Origin of the sequence: Amycolatopsis sp. Hca4, from assembly GCF_013364075.1 — a bacterium.
In the GTDB taxonomy this organism is placed as follows: Bacteria; Actinomycetota; Actinomycetes; order Mycobacteriales; family Pseudonocardiaceae; genus Amycolatopsis.
Map to the genome: position 1 here is coordinate 5,462,692 of NZ_CP054925.1, position 15,314 is coordinate 5,478,005.

Sequence of the window (15,314 nt, forward strand, 5' to 3'; positions counted from 1 at the left end):
ACCGCAGGGGCTGCGGTCCCGGACGGCGCTCGGCCCTGACGGACCCGGCCACTCACACCTCTGCACCTCCCTCGCCGGCCGGCCCCCTCGGCCCGGCCCGCTGCTCACCTCCACCTCTCTTCTCTTCCTCTTCTCTGCAGTGCCGGACACCCGGGGCCCGCGCCGCCCTCCACTGCGGCGTGACCACCCTCCGCGTCCAGTGTCTCGCGCTCCGTCGTCGATCCCGTCACGGCACCCAACCGCCGGGGGACGACCTCGCTACGAGAACACCTTCCACGCCGCCGCCAGCTCGACCCGGGACGTGATGTTCATCTTCTGGAACACCTTCTTGAGGTGGAACGCCACCGTGTGCCGGGAGATGAACAGCTGCCTGCCCACCTCGTTGTTGGTGTGGCCCTGGCTGACCAGCTCCGCCACCGCGAACTCCGTGTTGGTCAGCCCGTGCGGGACGACGCCCTCGCACTCGACCGTCCGGGTCGTGCCGCGGCGGACGCCGTACTCGCGGAGCTTGTTCACCACCCGGGCGGAGTCGCGGGTGGCGCTCACCGCCGCGTAGGTGTCGAGCACCGATTCGAGGATCCTGATCGTCCGGTCGCGCTCGGAGCAGCGGGCGGCCAGCAGGCTCGCCAGGTCCTCGCGCGCCGAGGCCGCGCACCAGCGGTCGGGGTGGATGTCGGCGGCCTCGTGGAGCTTGGCCGCGTCCTTCTCCAACAGGCCCGCCGCGTGCAGGGCCGAGCCGCGGATCACGCTGAACCCGGACTGCTCGGCGGCCAGTGCGGCGGACTCCGCCACCGATGCACGGGCCAGGTCGTGCGCGCCCAGCTTGACGCACGCGCGGACCAGCCAGGACGCCGCCGCCGGTTCCGAGACCAGCAGCTGCCTCAGCACCACCGGGTTGGTGACGATCCCGGCGATGAGGCTCGCCGCGCTCGCCACGCCGCTGCGGGCTTCCACCGCCTGCGCGGCCACCCACGCCCCCGGCGCCTGCCCGAAGTAGCCGAGCAGCGCTTCGTCCGACAGCTTGTCGACGAAGTGGCGGCACGCCCGCATGTCCGCGCGGCGGAGGGCACCCAGCGCCAGCACCACGTAGCTCGGCGGCCGCAGCGACCGGTCACCGCACCGCTCGGCGATCTCCAGTCCGGTGCTGATCTCGTCCATCGCGTCGTCGACCTCGCCGGTGGCGAACAGCAGGCTGCCCCGGACGTTGTGCTCGACGGCGGTCATCCGGTCGGAGGCCGCCCCGCACCGGACGGCGCCGGCGGATTCGAGCACGCGGCGGCCGGCGTCGAGGTCGCGGGCCTTGATCAGCAACCCGACGTACCAGAACCGGGCCAGCTGCCCCAGCTCACCGGATTCCCGGCGGTCACCCGAGGCCGCTGCCTTGGCGCAGTGCAGCCCCGCGTCGAGCCGCCCGTTGAACCACGAAGTGGCGGAGCGGCGGAGAAAACCAGCGGTGTCACAGGACCGCTGCATCAAATCATCCCCGAATCCGGTGAACGGGTTCGGCGGCATCTGCAAGTCAGGTACGGTCAACATCGATCGGCTATCCCCCAGGTAATAGACGAAGCGGAATCGAATTGCGGCGCGCCGCGCGCTTCCGGGGAATCATTCCCGACACCGAGCATGAACGGCACGCCCCGTAGGGGCCGTTCCCCCCAAACGTAGTGCGCACCGCGTCAAAGTGGTGTTCGCGCGGAGCGCGGCAAAGCGGAAAACCAGTCACAGCGTGGCGGTACCCCAGAAGGCGCACCGGGGGCGCGCCACCACAACCTCCCCAGGTTGACACGTCAATAATTAACGGCTTACTCGGCCCACAGTAGCTTCGGCGGGACCCGTCGTCATCTCCTGTGTGACTCCGATCACAATCCCCGAGAAGGCTTGGTTTGTGGCGATTTTCTTGCCCTGCAACGGAATTAACTTCGAGTTCACAGCTCGCGTCAGCCCGATGGACTAGCGGGACAAACGGTTAGTAGTCAACAAACCATGCGGTCGGACCATGTTCACGGTAACTATGGTCCAGACCCATGGGAGATCAGCAGGTCACGCCGCACCCCCGCGGAATAGGCGGCAACCAATCCGCGGTGGGCGAGGCGCGTGAATCCGGGCGTTCAGCCCAATCCATTCGCCGATTCGGCGGACAGGTGCAGCAAGGCCCGTGCGGCCAGCCGGTAGCCGAAGGCGCCCAGGCCGACCACCACCCCGCTCGCCAGCGGTGCGATGACCGACTCGTGCCGGAACTGCTCGCGCGCCCACACGTTGCTCAGGTGGACCTCGATCCACGGCGGCTCGTAGCTGGCCAGCGCGTCGCGCAGGCTCCAGCCGGCGATCATCAGCGCACCGGGGTTGACGATCGCGCCGACCGTCGTGTCGCGGTGCTCGTGGACCGCGCCGACCAGCTCGCCTTCGCCGTCACGCTGCACGGACACGACGTCCCACCCGCGGGGGCGCACCTCCTCGGCGACCATCTTCTCGATGTCGGCCAGCGTGTCGGTGCCGTAGATCTCCGGCTCGCGCCTGCCCAGCACACCCAGGTTGGGACCGTTCAGCAGCAGGATTTCTGGCACCGGGAAACACCTCGCTCAGCAGGGGAAACGGACTTCCCCATGCTGTCGGCGGCTGCGGAGGGGCACCACCCCTACGTTGATAGTTGCGCCCGGTGACCTATCAGGTCGGGGGATGCCCGGCCGCCCGCGCGGAACTTAGGCTCGCGCCGAGGCTTGTCCGGCGATCCGGGAATGGAGTTCCTCCGCAGTGACGACCAATGTGACCGACAACGCGCCCAAAACCGAATCGCTGCGTTCACCGCTCCCCCCGGAGTTCGTCCGCCGCGAAGACCCGTTCCACGTGCCACCCGCATTGGTGGCCGTGGCCGAACAGGGCCCCGTCGCCCGGGCGACGCTGGCCGCCGGCGATCCGTTCTGGCTCGTCTCCGGGTACGAGGAAGCGCGCGCGGTGCTTTCGGACCAGCGCTTTTCCTCCGACCGGTTCCAGTACCACCCGCGGTTCAAGGAACTGTCGGCCGAATTCCGCGAGCGGCTGCGCGACGACAAGGCGCGGGCCGGCTCGTTCATCAACATGGACCCGCCGGAGCACACCCGGTACCGGAAGCTGCTCACCGGGCAGTTCACCGTCCGCCGGATCCGCGAGCTCGGCGCCCGGATCGACGAGATCGTCACCGGCCGGGTGGACGCCATGCTGGCCGGCGGGACGACCGCCGACCTGATGACCGAGTTCGCCTTCCCGGCGCCGTCGCTGATGATCTGCGAGCTGCTCGGCGTGCGCTACGAGGACCGGGCGGGGTTCCAGCAGCGCGCGTCGGCGCTGCTGCAGATGAACCAGCCGGTCGCGGAGGCGGTGAAGAACGCCGACGCCCTGCGCGCGTTCATGCAGGCGCTGGTCGAGGACAAGCGCGCGCACCCCGCCGACGACCTGCTCTCCGGCCTGATCCACCACGCCGGCGCCGACCCCGCGCTCACCGACGACGAGCTGATCAACATCGCCAACCTGCTGCTCATCGCCGGCTACGACACCACGGCGAGCATGCTGGGGCTGGGCATCTTCGTGCTGCTGCAGCGCCCGGACCAGCTCGCCACGCTGCGCGACAACCCGGACCGCATCGCCGACGCCGTCGAAGAGCTGCTCCGGTACCTGTCGGTGGTGAACCCGGGGATCTTCCGGTTCGCCAAGGAGGACCTGGAGTTCGCCGGCCAGCACATCCCGGCCGGGTCGACGGTCGTGGTCTCGGTGGTCGCCACCAACCGCGACGAGCGCCAGTGGCCGAACCCGGACCTGGACCTGACCCGCCCCCGCGGCCCGCACCTGGCGTTCGGCCACGGCGTCCACCAGTGCCTCGGCCAGCAGCTGGCCCGGATGGAGATGCAGGCGGGCTACGCGGAACTGCTGCGCCGGCTCCCGAACCTGCGGCTGGCGGTGCCGCCGGCGGAGGTCCCGCTGCGCAACGACATGCTGACGTACGGGGTGCACTCGCTCCCGGTCGCGTGGGACGCCCCTTAGGACGGACGTGCGAAGGCCCGGACCGCATGATGGCGGTCCGGGCCTTCGCATGCCCGGGGTGCCGACGGGGGCACCGGGCGTGATCTGGGGCGTATCTCGCGTGCTTGGAGACGTGACTCGCGTGATGGGGCGCGTCTCTCGCGTGATTGGAGGGGCATCACGCGTGATTGGAGGGGCGACACGGCGAAACCGGCTCCCGCCGCACCGTCTGGGGGGCCGGTGCGGCGGGAGCCGGTGTCTGGTTCCGCTCGTCAGGCGACGAAGCGGGTGATCGATTCCGCGAGTGACTCGGCGTCGACGCCGAACAGGCGGTCGTGCTCCTCGGCCGTTCCGTAGACGCGGGCCTCGCGGTCGCGCCAGGTGCCGAACGAGCGGAGGCGGTGCGGGACGTCCGCCAGCGCCTCGGTCACCTCGAACGCCGACGTCCCGCGCAGGTACGGCTCGACCAGCACCACGTTCGGCGCAGCAGCGTTCACCGCCGCGCGCAGGCCGGCGTGGTCGAACGGGCGGATCGTGGCCGCGTACAGCACCGTGACGTCCGCCGTGGCCGTCGCGGCCAGGACCTGGTCCAGCACCGGGCCCACCGCGACCACCACGCCCTTGCGGCCCTGGCGCAGCACGGTGAACCGGTCCGACACCGGCACCGGCTCGCTGTTCGCGCGTTCGGACAGCCGGACGTAGACCCGGTTGTCGCCCGCGATGGCCTGGCTCAGCAGGGGCGCGACCTCGTCCTCGTGGCCCGGGACGTGCACCGTCCAGCCCGGCAGCGTGTCCAGCAGGGCCACGTCGCCCGGTGCCTGGTGGGTGCGGCCCCACGACGGGTCGTCGTAGGACGCGCCGACGCTGACCAGCACCGCGCCGACGTCCTGGTGGCCGAGGCCGATCTTGAGCTGCTCGAACGGCCGCTCGACCAGGAACGGCGCGTACGTGTGCACCACCGGCCGCTGACCGGCCAGCGCGAAGCCGCCGGCGATGTCGATCATCGCCTGCTCGCGGATGCCGAAGTTGTGGACGCGGTCCGGGAAGTCCTTCTTCAGGTCCCAGAAGAACCACGACGAGATGTCGGCGGTCAGCATGACCACCCGCGGGTCCGCGGCCAGCGACTCGATCACCGTCTCGGCGAAGACCGTCCGCATCTGCTTCCTGGTCACCTGCGTGGTCATCCGGCGGCCCCTTCCTCGATCGGCAGGATCTCCGCGACGACGGCACGCGGCCGCCCGTCGGTCTCCCCGGTCAGCGCCTTCTCCAGCGCGTCGTGGTCGCGGCCGTCGACCGTGGTCGCGGCCCAGCCCTCCTGCTCGAAGCGCCCGGCGATGCCGCCCGGCCAGCCGAGGCTGGCCGTCTTGTTGTCGATGACGATCGCGGTGAGCCGGTCCAGCCCGAGCCGTCCGGCGATCGCCATCGTCTCGTGGTTGCTGCCCTCGTCGAACTCGCCGTCGCCCATCAGGACGAACACGCGGGCCTCGCGGCCCTGTGCCCGCAGCCCGAGCGCGGTGCCGACGCCGAGCGGCAGCCCGTGGCCCAGCGAACCGGCGCTGATCTCCACGCCGGGCGCCAGGGTGCGGTCGGGGTGCATGCCGAGCGGCGAGCCCCACTGCCGCCAGGTGTCCAGCGTCTCCGGCGCCATGAAGCCCTTCGCGGCGAGCACCGCGTAGTAGGCCATCGGGCCGTGGCCCTTGGAGAGGTAGAACCGGTCGCGGTCGGGGTCGTCGATGTTCGACGGCGACACGTTCAGCACGCGCTCGTAGAGCACCCAGATCGCGTGCAGCGTCGACGCCGCGGCCCAGCCGTGCTTCTCGTCCCCCGTCATCCGGCCGAACAGGCCGCGGAGGTTCTCTTCGGTCATCTGCATGGTTTCGGGTTCCCTCACTCGGGCTTGCGCGCGGTCAGCAGGACGTACCCGAGCGACGGCTCGTCGCTGAACGCGCGGAACCGGCCCAGCGTGACCTCGAACTGCGCGGCCTCGATGTGCTGCAGCGCCTGCTCCCGCAGGCCCTCGAACCGCTCCGCCGCCTTGGCCCACGACGGCCGGGTGTACTGGCTGACGTCCTCGGCGTTTTCGGGCTCGAGGCCGGCTTCGCGCAGGTGCTCCTGGTACTCGTCGAGCGAGACCACGGCCACCACGCCCTTGCCGACCTCGCGGACGCGCTCGGCGTCGGCTTCCAGCCCGGCCGGGCTGGGGACGAGCAGGAAGTCGCCGAGCGCCAGGCGCCCGCCCGGCCGCAGCACGCGGGCCGCCTGGCGGATGACGTGCCAGCGGTCCGGCATGTGGTGCAGCGATTCCAGCGCCCAGACCAGGTCGAACGACCCGTCCTCGTACGGCAGGTCCATCGCGTCGGCGTACTCGAAGACGACACGGTCGTCGACGTCGGCCTTGTAGGCGCGGTCGTTCGCCCGCTCCACCTGCTTCTCGCTGATGGAGATGCCGGTGACCATGACGTCGTTCGCCGTCGCCATCCGGATCGCCGGCTCGCCGTTGCCGCAGCCGATGTCGAGCAGCCGGTCGCCGGCCCGCAGCGGGAGCATCGCGGCCAGCCGGTCGGTGAGCCGCGTGGTGGCCTCTTCGAGCGTCGCGGACTCGTCGTCCCAGTACCCGTGGTGCAGGTTCTCACCCCAGAGCTGGTCGAGCAGGTCCGCGAAAGCGTCGTAGCCCTTACCAATCTCGTTCGGAGTCGGCTTCGTCACCAGTACCCCTAAGCATCGTTTCGCGTGACCGTGTCGATCAACGCCTGGCCTGCAAGGTCTTCGGCGAGATTAGGTCAGCGCCGCCGCGCCGGGCATCCCTCGTTCTGATAGCCCTCCGTCAGTCCACAGAGGACACCAAGGCGAGCACTGTGAGGTTGGGGGATGCCCGGCCGGGTGCCCGTTGCCTACCGTCCGAACGCGGGGGCCGCGGCGTGCCCGCCCCACGCGGGAGGCCCCGCGTGGCCAACGAGGAAGGGGATGGCCATGACCGCCACCGCCAAGCCTTCGGCCGAGCCGGTCGACCTGTTCTCACCGGAAGTGGTCGCCGACCCGTTCGGCTGGTATGCGCGGTTGCGCGAAGAGCCGTTGCCGCACACGGGGACGCTGAACCTCGGCACCATGATGGGCGGCCCCGACATGTGGCTGGCCACCCGCTACGAGGACGTCCTCACCGTCCTGACCGACCCGCGGTTCCTCACCAACCCGCCGGCCGACTCGCCGCTGGCGGACATCCGCGACGGCGTCTTCAAGGCGATGAACTTCCCCGAGGACCTCATCCCCTGGATGGCCAACAAGCTCAACACCGCCGACGGCGAGGACCACACGCGGCTGCGCAAGCTGGTCTCCTACGCGCTGACCGCGCGCCGCGTGAACGCGCTGCGGCCGCGCGTCGAGAAGATCACCGCGGACCTGCTCGACCACATGGCCGAGCTGGGCAAGGACGGCGCACCCGTCGACATCGTCGAGGAGTTCTGCTTCCCGCTGCCGGTGACGGTGATCTGCGAGCTGGTCGGCATCGACGAGGAAGACCGCGCGGCCTGGCACGCCTGGGGCAACGCGATGGCGACGATGGACGGCCCCAGCATCCCGCCCGCGCTGCGCAAGTGCATCGCCCTCTCCCGCGAGCTGATGGCCCGCCGTCGCGTCGAACCGAAGGACGACCTGGTCACCGCGCTCGTGCAGGCCCAGGCCGACGATCCGGGCCGGGTGTCCGACGACGAGATCGTCGGCATCCTGTTCAGCCTGGTCACCGCCGGGCACCAGACGACGACGTACCTGATCGGCAACTCGGTGCTGTTCCTGCTGGAGCACCCCGACCAGCTCGCCCGGCTGAAGGCCGAGCCGGAGCTGTGGGCGCAGGCCGTGCGCGAACTGCAGCGCCTCGGCCCGCTCCAGTTCACGCAGGCGCGGTTCCCCTCCGAGGACGTCGAACTCGGCGGCGTCACGATCCCGCGCGGGACGCCGGTCGCGCCGCTGCTGCTGGCCGCCAACACCGACCCGCGCAAGTTCGACGAGCCGGACAAGCTGATCGTCGACCGGCTGAGCGTGGCCAACGAGATGCACCTGTCCTTCGGCAAGGGCATCCACCGCTGCCTGGGCCAGCACCTCGCCTACCAGGAGGCCGAGGTGGCGCTGCACGGGCTGTTCACGCGGTTCCCGGACCTGGCGCTCGCCGTGCCGCGCGAAGAGATCCCGTGGATCCTGCGGCCGGCGTTCACCCGGACCAAGACGCTCCCCCTGAAGCTCGCTTAGCCCCGAAAGGCAGTCTCACCGTGCTCCGACCAGACGCCGAAAAGTGGTTACGCCGGTTCGAACGGGCGCCGGACGCACGAGCCCGGCTCGTGTGCCTGCCCCACGCCGGCGGTTCGGCCAGCTTCTTCTTCCCGCTGGCCAAGGCCCTCGCTCCCGCGGTGGAGGTCCTGGCGGTCCAGTACCCGGGCCGCCAGGACCGGCGGCACGAGCCGCCCGTCGACAGCATCGGCGGGCTGGTGGACCGGCTGCTGGAGGTGCTGCGGCCGCTCGACGACCGGCCCCTGGCGCTGTTCGGGCACAGCATGGGCGCGATCATCGGCTACGAGCTGGCGTTGCGGCTGCCCGAGGCCGGGCGGCCCGCGCCGGCGCACCTGTTCGCCTCCGGGCGGCGGGCGCCCTCGCGCTACCGCGACGACGACATCCGCGGCGCGTCGGACGACCGGCTCGTCGCGGAGCTGCGGAAGCTGGGCGGTTCGGACGCGGCCATGCTCGCCGACCCCGAGCTGCTGGCCATGGTGCTGCCGGCGATCCGCAGCGACTACCGCGCGGTCGACACCTACCGGCACGAGCCCGGGCGGCGGGTGGCCTGCCCGGTGACGGCGTTCACCGGCGACCGCGATCCCCGCGTGTCCGTCGAAGAGGCCCGCGCGTGGGCGGAGCACACCACCGGGCCGTCCGAGCTGCGGGTGCTGCCGGGTGGCCACTTCTTCCTGGTCGACCAGGCCGCGCCGATCATCGCGACGATCACCGAAAAGCTGGCCGGTGCGGTGCTCTCCGGGAGGACGTCGTGACGCGGGCCGCGGTCCGGCGCGTGCTGGCGCCCAGCGAAAGCATCCACGCCGCCAAAGAGGCCTACATCGGGTACACCGTGCGGGCCGAGGGCCGGCTCGACCCGGACGCGCTGGCCACGGCGTTCGACGCGGTCACCCGCGCCTACCCCCACCTCTCGGCCCGGGTCGAGTTCACCGGCGAGGGCGCGGTGCTCACCGAGTCCGAAGACCCCGCGGCACGGCCGGAGATCCGGTTCGCCGACGGCGACCCTTCCCGGCCACTGTCCGGGCTGGACCTCGACCAGAGCCGGGCGCTGAGCGCGCTCAACGTCGTCCGGGACGGCGACGAGGCCGGCGTCTGCCTGGCGATCCAGCACAGCGTCGCCGATGCCCACCACGCCACCGCGATCCTGGCGGAGCTGTGGTCCTGCTACACCGACGTCGTCGAAGGGGTGCCGCTCGACCCGGTCCGCCACCCGTACCCGCGGTCGCTGGAGGACCTGCTCGCCGAGCGCGGCATCCACGCGAGCGGCCCGGCCATCCCGGTGGCCCCGCCGCCGGCGCCCGCCCCCTCGACCCGGCCGGACCCGGTCGTCCGCCACGTCGTGCAGCACCGGCTGACCGCGGCCGAGACGACGGCACTGCGCGAGCTCGGGCACCGCGAGAAGGTGACGGTCAACGGCCTGGTGTCGGGCGCGGTCCTGCTCGCCGAGGCCGAAATCCGGGACATGCCGCTGACCGACCTGGTCTACCGGTACTCGGTGAACCTGCGCGACCGGCTGACACCGCCGGTCGGCGCGACCGAGGGCACGAACGTGCTCGGCGGGGTCGGTTTCCAGGTGCCGTCCGGGATGGCACCCGACGCCGTCGTCATCGGCCGGGCCATCGGCACGCAGCTGCGGGCCGGTCTCTCCGACGGTTCCGTGCAGCGCAGCATCCTCGACATGTTCTCCCGGCCCGCCGCCGCGAAGCCGTGGGACCCGAAGCTCGCCTTGGCCGTGGTCAGCATCATGAACTGGGGTGTCGCCCCGCCGATGCGCACGCCGGACGGCCTGCGGCTGACCAACCTGCACTCGGCGTCCCGGATGCGGGAGACCATCGCGCTCGGCGGTTACGTGCTGAGCACCTCCGGCGGCCGGATCGGCATCGACCTGGGCTGGCCCGAGGGCGACCCGTCGCTGCCGCGGCGCGTCGAGTGCCTGCGCGAACGGCTGGCCCGCCTGACTCGCGAGAGGTGAGGTTCCCGTGACGGACACGGACGTCGTCATCGTCGGCAACGGCCCGGTCGGGGCCACCCTCTCCGTGCTGCTGGCCCAGCGCGGCTGGCGGGTCACCGTGCTGGAGCGCCGGCCGCGGCCGTACAAGCTGCCGCGGGCGACCAGCTTCGACGGCGAGACCGCGCGGCTGCTGGCCGCCACCGGCATCGGCCCGGACCTCGGCCGGATCACCGCGCCGGCCAACGGCTACCAGTGGCAGACCGCCGACGGGCGGACGCTGCTGGACATCGCCTTCACCACCGACGGCCGGTACGGCTGGCCGGACGCGAACACCATGCACCAGCCGTCGCTGGAGGAGCTGATCGCGGCCCGGGCGGCGGCACTGCCCGGGATCACCGTGCTGCGCGGGCACGAAGTCGTGGCCATCGCCGACGGCGAGCACGTCCGGGTGACCGCCGTCGACCCCGACGAGGTGACGCGGACGCTTTCGGCGCGGTGGGTGGTCGGCTGCGACGGCGCCAACAGCTTCGTGCGCGAGCACCTCGACGTACCGGTGACCGACCTCGGCTTCTCCTACGAGTGGCTGCTCTGCGACGTCCAGCTGACCGAGCCGCGCGAGTTCGTGCCGACCAACGTGCAGATCTGCGACCCGGCCCGTCCGACGACGCTGGTCGGCAGCGGCCCCGGCCGCCGTCGCTGGGAGTTCATGCGGCTGCCGGGCGAAAACGCGGCCGAGCTCAACAAGGACGAGACGGCGTGGCGACTGATGGCGCCCTTCGGCGTCACCCCGGAGACCGCGACCCTGCTGCGCAGCACCACCTACATCTTCCAGGCCCGGTGGGCCGACCGGTGGCGGGTGGGGCACGTCCTGCTGGCCGGCGACGCGGCCCACCTGATGCCGCCGTTCGCCGGGCAGGGCATGTGCTCCGGTGTCCGGGACGTCACCAACCTGGCGTGGAAGCTCGACCTCACGCTCCGCGGCCTGGCCCCGGAGTCTCTTTTGGACAGTTACGGGGCGGAACGCCGGGAGCAGGCGCGCGAAGCGATCCTGGCGTCGGTCCAGCTGGGCCGGGTGATCTGCGTGACGGACCCGGCGGCCGCCGCCGAGCGGGACGCCACCGTGCTGGCCAACCGGCGCGGCAAGCCGGCGGGCCGTCCGGAGCCGGCGAAACCGCTCACCGGCGGGCTGCTCCACGAGAGCCCGGGTGCGGGCGTGGTCGTGCCGCAGGGCCGGGTGTGCCTGGGCGGCACCACTGGGCTCTTCGACGACGTCGTCGGCCGGGGTTTCGTGCTCCTGACCACCGAGGACGTCCGCTCTGAGTTCCTCAGCGGCCTCGGAACGCACGTCGTCCGGCTGGCCGACGGCGTGGACGTCGACGACGTCTACCGGCCCTTCCTGGCCCGGTTCGGGGCGGCTTCGGTGCTGGTGCGCCCGGATTACCACGTCTTCGGCACGGCGGGGCCCGGCGGGTTCGACGCCCTGGTGGACGCCCTGCAGAACCGGTTGCGCGCGGCCGTGCCCACCGCCTGAGCCACCCACGACAAAAGGGGGGCCGGTCCCGCGGGACCGGCCCCTTTCTCGTCGTGCGTCAGAAGCTGCGCATGCCCGCCATCAGGCTGCGCAGCTCCACCGTCAGGTAGTTGCTGTGCGACAGCAGCGACATCAGCTGGCTCAGCGTCGTCCAGAGGAAGCGGTCGTCGGGCTCCGGGTCGAAGTCGTCCTCGACCTCGATCACCAGGTAGCGGTTCTGCGCGTGGTAGAACCGGCCGCCCTCCTCGGAATGCACGACGTCCAGCCGCACCCGGCCGGTCGGCGCGGCGAGCGCGTAGTCGAGGTAGGCCGGGCGGTGCTCGGCCGGCGCGTCGGCGTAGTTGCCGGGCTGGCAGTGCACGGTCGCGGTCAGCTCGGCGATGTTGAGCGTCCCCGCGTCGCTGCGGGCCTGGACCAGCGCGTGCAGCGTGCCGCCGATCCGCTTGACCAGCAACGCCAGCAGGCCGGACTGCCGGGGCGCCACCAGCGGCTGCGTCCAGGCGGTGACCTCGCGGTTGCTGGCCTCCACGGAGACCGCGACGACGTCGAAGTACTTGCCGTCCCGGTGGTCGATGACCTCGTGGCCCAGGCGCCAGCCGTCCTCGGCGATCTCCTTGAGCGGCACCCGGCGCTGCACCAGCTCCTGGCGGGCGCGCACCTCGGTGAGCCAGCTCAGGACGTGGCCCGGGTCGTGCACCGCACGGCCGCGGCCGGACAGCGAGCGGTGGACCGCTTCGACGAACGAGCCGTCGCCCGCGGTCCGCTCGTCCGGGCGCGCCAGCGCGGGCGGGACGCACGCGAGGACGGTCCGGGAGTCCATGTTCACCATGTGGTCCAGCCGCAGCAGGCGGCGGATCTGGTCGAGGGTCAGCCAGCAGAAGTCCTCGTCCAGCGGGACGTCGTCGTCGGTCTCGACGACGATGTTGCGGTTGCGCTTGTGCAGGAACCACGACCCCTGCTCGGACTGCAGCCCGTCGAACAGCACGCGGCCGCGCGAACCCGGCCGGAAGTACTCCATGTACTTCGTGGCCGCGCCGCCGTGGACCTTCATGTAGTTGCTGCGGGTGGCCTGCACGGTCGGCGACATCTGCAGCCCGTTGATGTTGCCCGGCTCCATCTTCGCCTGCATCAGACAGTGCGGGACGCCGTCGAACCGCTTGACGAGGATGCCGAGCACGCCGATCTCCGGCTGCACGATGATGGGCTGGGCCCATTCGCTCACCCAGGGCCGGTCGGTCCGCACGCGCAGGCCCTCGACCGAGAAGAACCGGCCGCTGGCGTGCACCAGGTTGCCGGTGTCCGGCTCGAAGTCCCAGCCGGACAGGTCCGCGAACGGGATCCGGTCGACCCGGAAGCTGTTCGCGCGGGCCCGCGCGTTGAACCAGGAGTGGAAGTCCGCCATGGACATGACCGCGTCGTCGGCCACGGCGTCGGAGCGGCCGTCCCGCGCCGTGTCTTCGTGTATCGCGCTGTGGACCACGTCACTCCCTTCCTCGGCTCCGGCGAGCCTAGGACGGGTGCGGCGCGGCGGGCATCCCCCGACCTGATAGCAACCGCGTGGTCAGCGGAACGCGGGCATCACCTCGGCGGCGAAGAACCGCAGCAGCTTCTTCATCTCCTCGAGGGGCAGCCGCCGCGTGGAACCGAAGTCGCACAGCAGGTTGCCGTACCCCATGTCCTGAATGGACTTGATCTGCGCGATCACGCGGTCGGGATCGCCGATCACCTCCAGCTGGTCCCAGGCGAAGTCGGGCTCGGCCGAGAGGTCCTTCAGGCGTTCAAGGTGGTACTCGTAGCTCTTCGCCGCACCGCCGGTCTTCAGGTCGATCGGCGCGTTGCCCGCCAGGAAGACGCGGGTACGGTCGAACGCCGCCTCGAACCGGGCCTGTTCCGCCCGGGCCCGCTCGTTCGACTCCGCGACGTACACGACCCGGCTGGCGACGAGTTCGACGTCTGCGGAGTCGACGCCGTGCTCCGCGGCGGTCGTGTGCCACGTCTGCGCGGCTTCGGCGATCCGCGCGAAGGGCGCGGCCGGGTCGGCCAGGATGGGCAGGCCGCGGGCGGCGTACTTCCGCACGGTCTCCGGGCTGATCGCGGCCACGTGCAGCGGCGGGTGCGGCCGCTGCACCGGCTTCGGGTGCAGCGTCAGCGGGTTCGTCGTCCCGTGGAACCGGCCCCGGTATTCGAAGCCTTCGGTGGTCAGCAGGCCGAGCAGCACGTCGAGGCACTCGTCGAACCGGTCGCGCGATTCGGCCAGGTCGAGCCCGAAGTTCTCGAACTCGATGCTCTGGTAGCCGCGGCCCACGCCGAGCTCGAGCCGGCCGCCCGAAAGCACGTCCACCATCGCCGCCTCTTCGGCCACGTGGACGGGATCGCGCAGCGGCAGCACCACGATCCCGGAGCCGAGCCGCAGCCGTTCGGTGCGGCCGGCCAGGTGGGCGAGCATGGTGAGCGTGTTGGGCACGGTGCCGAAGTCGTGGAAGTGGTGCTCGGCCAGCCACACACCGTCGAAGCCGAGTTCCTCCAGCAGCTCGACGAGCTCGACGTGGTAGCCGTAGACCTCCGGCGCGCTCATCCCGGCGAACTGGTGGAAGAGGTGGAAGGTGGAGAACTTCATCGGGCCGTCGGCCATGGGCGTGCTCCCTTCGTCGTGGTCCCCTACTTCCCGTGCAGGAGACCGATGACCGGGGCGAGCGCTTCGAGGTTGTGCTCCAGCACGGTGAAGTAGCTGAACCCGTAGCGCTCCCGGTGGGTTTCGAGCTGTTCGGCCAGTTGCGGGGCGGTGCCGACCAGCACGGTCGGCAGTTCGGCGAGCTGCTCGGGCGTGCGTTCCGGCATCCGCCGGTGCACCGCCTCCAGGCCGGCCCGGCGGTCACCGGTGACGTCGACGCAGTGGACGAAGACGTTCAGCTCGACCTGCGCGGCCCGCGGCCCGAGCGCGGCCTTGGCGAACCCGACGCGGTCGGCCAGCTCGGCCGCGTCGGCCAGCAGCATCTTGTGCGAAGCGGTGGCCCCGATGAACGCGATGGTGTCCGCGTGCTCGGCGGCCAAGGTGAGCAGGCCGTTGCCCCGCCCGCCGAGCAGCAGCGGCGGGCCGGACGGCTGCACCGGCCGCGGCCGGTGGTCCGGATCGGCGTAGCTCTTCTTGAGCTGCTTGATCGTGCTTTCCAGGTGATCGAGCCGTTGGCGGGCCGCCGGAAAGGGAATTCCGGCGGCGTCGAACTCCGCTTTCACGTATCCCGCACCGAGACCCAGTTCGAGCCGGCCACCGGTGAGCTGGTCGGTGGTGGTGACTTCGCGGGCGAGCAGGACGGGATTGTAGAAACCGGTGTTCAGCACGAATGTCTTGAGCCGGACGCGTTCGGTGTGCTCCGCGGCCAGCACCAGCGCCGGGAACGGCGCCGGCATGCCCAGGTGGTCGCCCACCCCGATGACGTCGTAGCCGAGTTCCTCGGCCTTGCGGCAGTTGTCGACCCAAGCGCGGCGCGGAACGGGCGTGATGAAATCGACCCCGAACCGGAACGGCTTCCTCCCAGTGGCCATAACGGCAAAGTACCAATCATT

General features: G+C 71.2%; 13 protein-coding genes. 5 read left to right on the forward strand and 8 right to left on the reverse strand.

Features of this window, described 5'->3' with window-relative positions; translation table 11 throughout:
- Positions 1-258: 258 nt before the first annotated feature.
- A complete protein-coding gene (locus tag HUT10_RS24080; protein WP_217709635.1) occupies positions 259-1,473 on the reverse strand; it encodes a LuxR C-terminal-related transcriptional regulator in 1,215 nt (404 codons plus the stop codon).
- A 635-nt stretch (positions 1,474-2,108) separates the two neighbouring features.
- Positions 2,109-2,564, reverse strand: a complete 456-nt coding sequence (locus HUT10_RS24085; RefSeq protein ID WP_176173287.1) for a type II 3-dehydroquinate dehydratase — start codon at positions 2,562-2,564, stop codon at positions 2,109-2,111.
- 187 nt (positions 2,565-2,751) lie between these two features.
- Here HUT10_RS24085 and HUT10_RS24090 point away from each other — a divergent pair, with 187 nt between their 5' ends.
- Entirely contained in the window at positions 2,752-4,014 is a 1,263-nt protein-coding gene (locus tag HUT10_RS24090) for a cytochrome P450 (protein WP_217709636.1), read from the forward strand.
- Between the two features lie 251 nt (positions 4,015-4,265).
- Here the strand turns inward: HUT10_RS24090 and HUT10_RS24095 are convergent, their stop codons facing one another.
- Genes HUT10_RS24095 through HUT10_RS24105 form a run of 3 tightly spaced genes read right to left on the reverse strand, consistent with a single transcriptional unit; the run spans position 4,266 to position 6,699 of the window.
- On the reverse strand, positions 4,266-5,177 hold the full coding sequence (locus HUT10_RS24095; RefSeq protein ID WP_176173288.1) for a transketolase family protein: 912 nt from the start codon (positions 5,175-5,177) through the stop codon (positions 4,266-4,268).
- Complete coding sequence (locus tag HUT10_RS24100; protein WP_176173289.1) at positions 5,174-5,866, reverse strand: thiamine pyrophosphate-dependent enzyme; 693 nt, start codon at positions 5,864-5,866, stop codon at positions 5,174-5,176. Before HUT10_RS24100 ends, HUT10_RS24095 begins: the two co-directional genes overlap by 4 nt.
- Before the next feature lie 14 nt (positions 5,867-5,880).
- A complete protein-coding gene (locus HUT10_RS24105; protein WP_176173290.1) occupies positions 5,881-6,699 on the reverse strand; it encodes a 27-O-demethylrifamycin SV methyltransferase in 819 nt (272 codons plus the stop codon).
- A 258-nt stretch (positions 6,700-6,957) separates the two neighbouring features.
- Here HUT10_RS24105 and HUT10_RS24110 point away from each other — a divergent pair, with 258 nt between their 5' ends.
- From HUT10_RS24110 to HUT10_RS24125, 4 genes are read left to right on the forward strand one after another with little or no spacing between them, the layout of a single operon-like run.
- The gene (locus tag HUT10_RS24110) at positions 6,958-8,232 is read left to right on the forward strand and encodes a cytochrome P450 (RefSeq protein ID WP_217709637.1); all 1,275 of its coding nucleotides are present in this window, start codon (positions 6,958-6,960) and stop codon (positions 8,230-8,232) included.
- A gap of 20 nt (positions 8,233-8,252) precedes the next feature.
- Positions 8,253-9,023 (forward strand): thioesterase II family protein, encoded by a 771-nt coding sequence (locus HUT10_RS24115; protein WP_176173292.1) that lies wholly within the window; start codon positions 8,253-8,255, stop codon positions 9,021-9,023.
- The gene (locus HUT10_RS24120; protein ID WP_176173293.1) at positions 9,020-10,240 is read left to right on the forward strand and encodes an acyltransferase; all 1,221 of its coding nucleotides are present in this window, start codon (positions 9,020-9,022) and stop codon (positions 10,238-10,240) included. Before HUT10_RS24115 ends, HUT10_RS24120 begins: the two co-directional genes overlap by 4 nt.
- A 7-nt stretch (positions 10,241-10,247) precedes the next feature.
- Positions 10,248-11,750 carry a bifunctional 3-(3-hydroxy-phenyl)propionate/3-hydroxycinnamic acid hydroxylase gene (locus HUT10_RS24125; protein WP_176173294.1) on the forward strand — a complete coding sequence of 501 codons (1,503 nt, stop codon included), beginning with the start codon at positions 10,248-10,250 and terminating at the stop codon, positions 11,748-11,750.
- 58 nt (positions 11,751-11,808) lie between these two features.
- Here HUT10_RS24125 and HUT10_RS24130 read toward each other — a convergent pair whose 3' ends face one another.
- The 3 genes from HUT10_RS24130 to HUT10_RS24140 all read right to left on the reverse strand — a co-directional run bounded on the left by HUT10_RS24130 (position 11,809) and on the right by HUT10_RS24140 (position 15,293).
- Complete coding sequence (locus HUT10_RS24130; protein ID WP_176173295.1) at positions 11,809-13,230, reverse strand: NDP-hexose 2,3-dehydratase family protein; 1,422 nt, start codon at positions 13,228-13,230, stop codon at positions 11,809-11,811.
- Positions 13,231-13,311: 81 nt separating this feature from the next.
- Positions 13,312-14,382, reverse strand: a complete 1,071-nt coding sequence (locus HUT10_RS24135; RefSeq protein ID WP_176173296.1) for an LLM class flavin-dependent oxidoreductase — start codon at positions 14,380-14,382, stop codon at positions 13,312-13,314.
- A 26-nt stretch (positions 14,383-14,408) separates the two neighbouring features.
- Positions 14,409-15,293, reverse strand: coding sequence for a TIGR03621 family F420-dependent LLM class oxidoreductase (locus tag HUT10_RS24140; protein ID WP_176173297.1), 885 nt, complete (start codon positions 15,291-15,293; stop codon positions 14,409-14,411).
- Positions 15,294-15,314 lie beyond the last annotated feature (21 nt).

Excerpts from the sequence above, each read along its gene's own strand:
- HUT10_RS24080 (WP_217709635.1), bottom strand. The coding sequence starts at position 1,473 with ATGCAGCGGTCCTGTGACACCGCTGGTTTTCTCCGCCGCTCCGCCACT.
- HUT10_RS24095 (WP_176173288.1), bottom strand. The coding sequence starts at position 5,177 with ATGACCACGCAGGTGACCAGGAAGCAGATGCGGACGGTCTTCGCCGAG.
- HUT10_RS24100 (WP_176173289.1), bottom strand. The coding sequence starts at position 5,866 with ATGCAGATGACCGAAGAGAACCTCCGCGGCCTGTTCGGCCGGATGACG.
- HUT10_RS24110 (WP_217709637.1), top strand. The coding sequence starts at position 6,958 with ATGGCCATGACCGCCACCGCCAAGCCTTCGGCCGAGCCGGTCGACCTG.
- HUT10_RS24135 (WP_176173296.1), bottom strand. The coding sequence starts at position 14,382 with ATGGCCGACGGCCCGATGAAGTTCTCCACCTTCCACCTCTTCCACCAG.
- HUT10_RS24140 (WP_176173297.1), bottom strand. The coding sequence starts at position 15,293 with ATGGCCACTGGGAGGAAGCCGTTCCGGTTCGGGGTCGATTTCATCACG.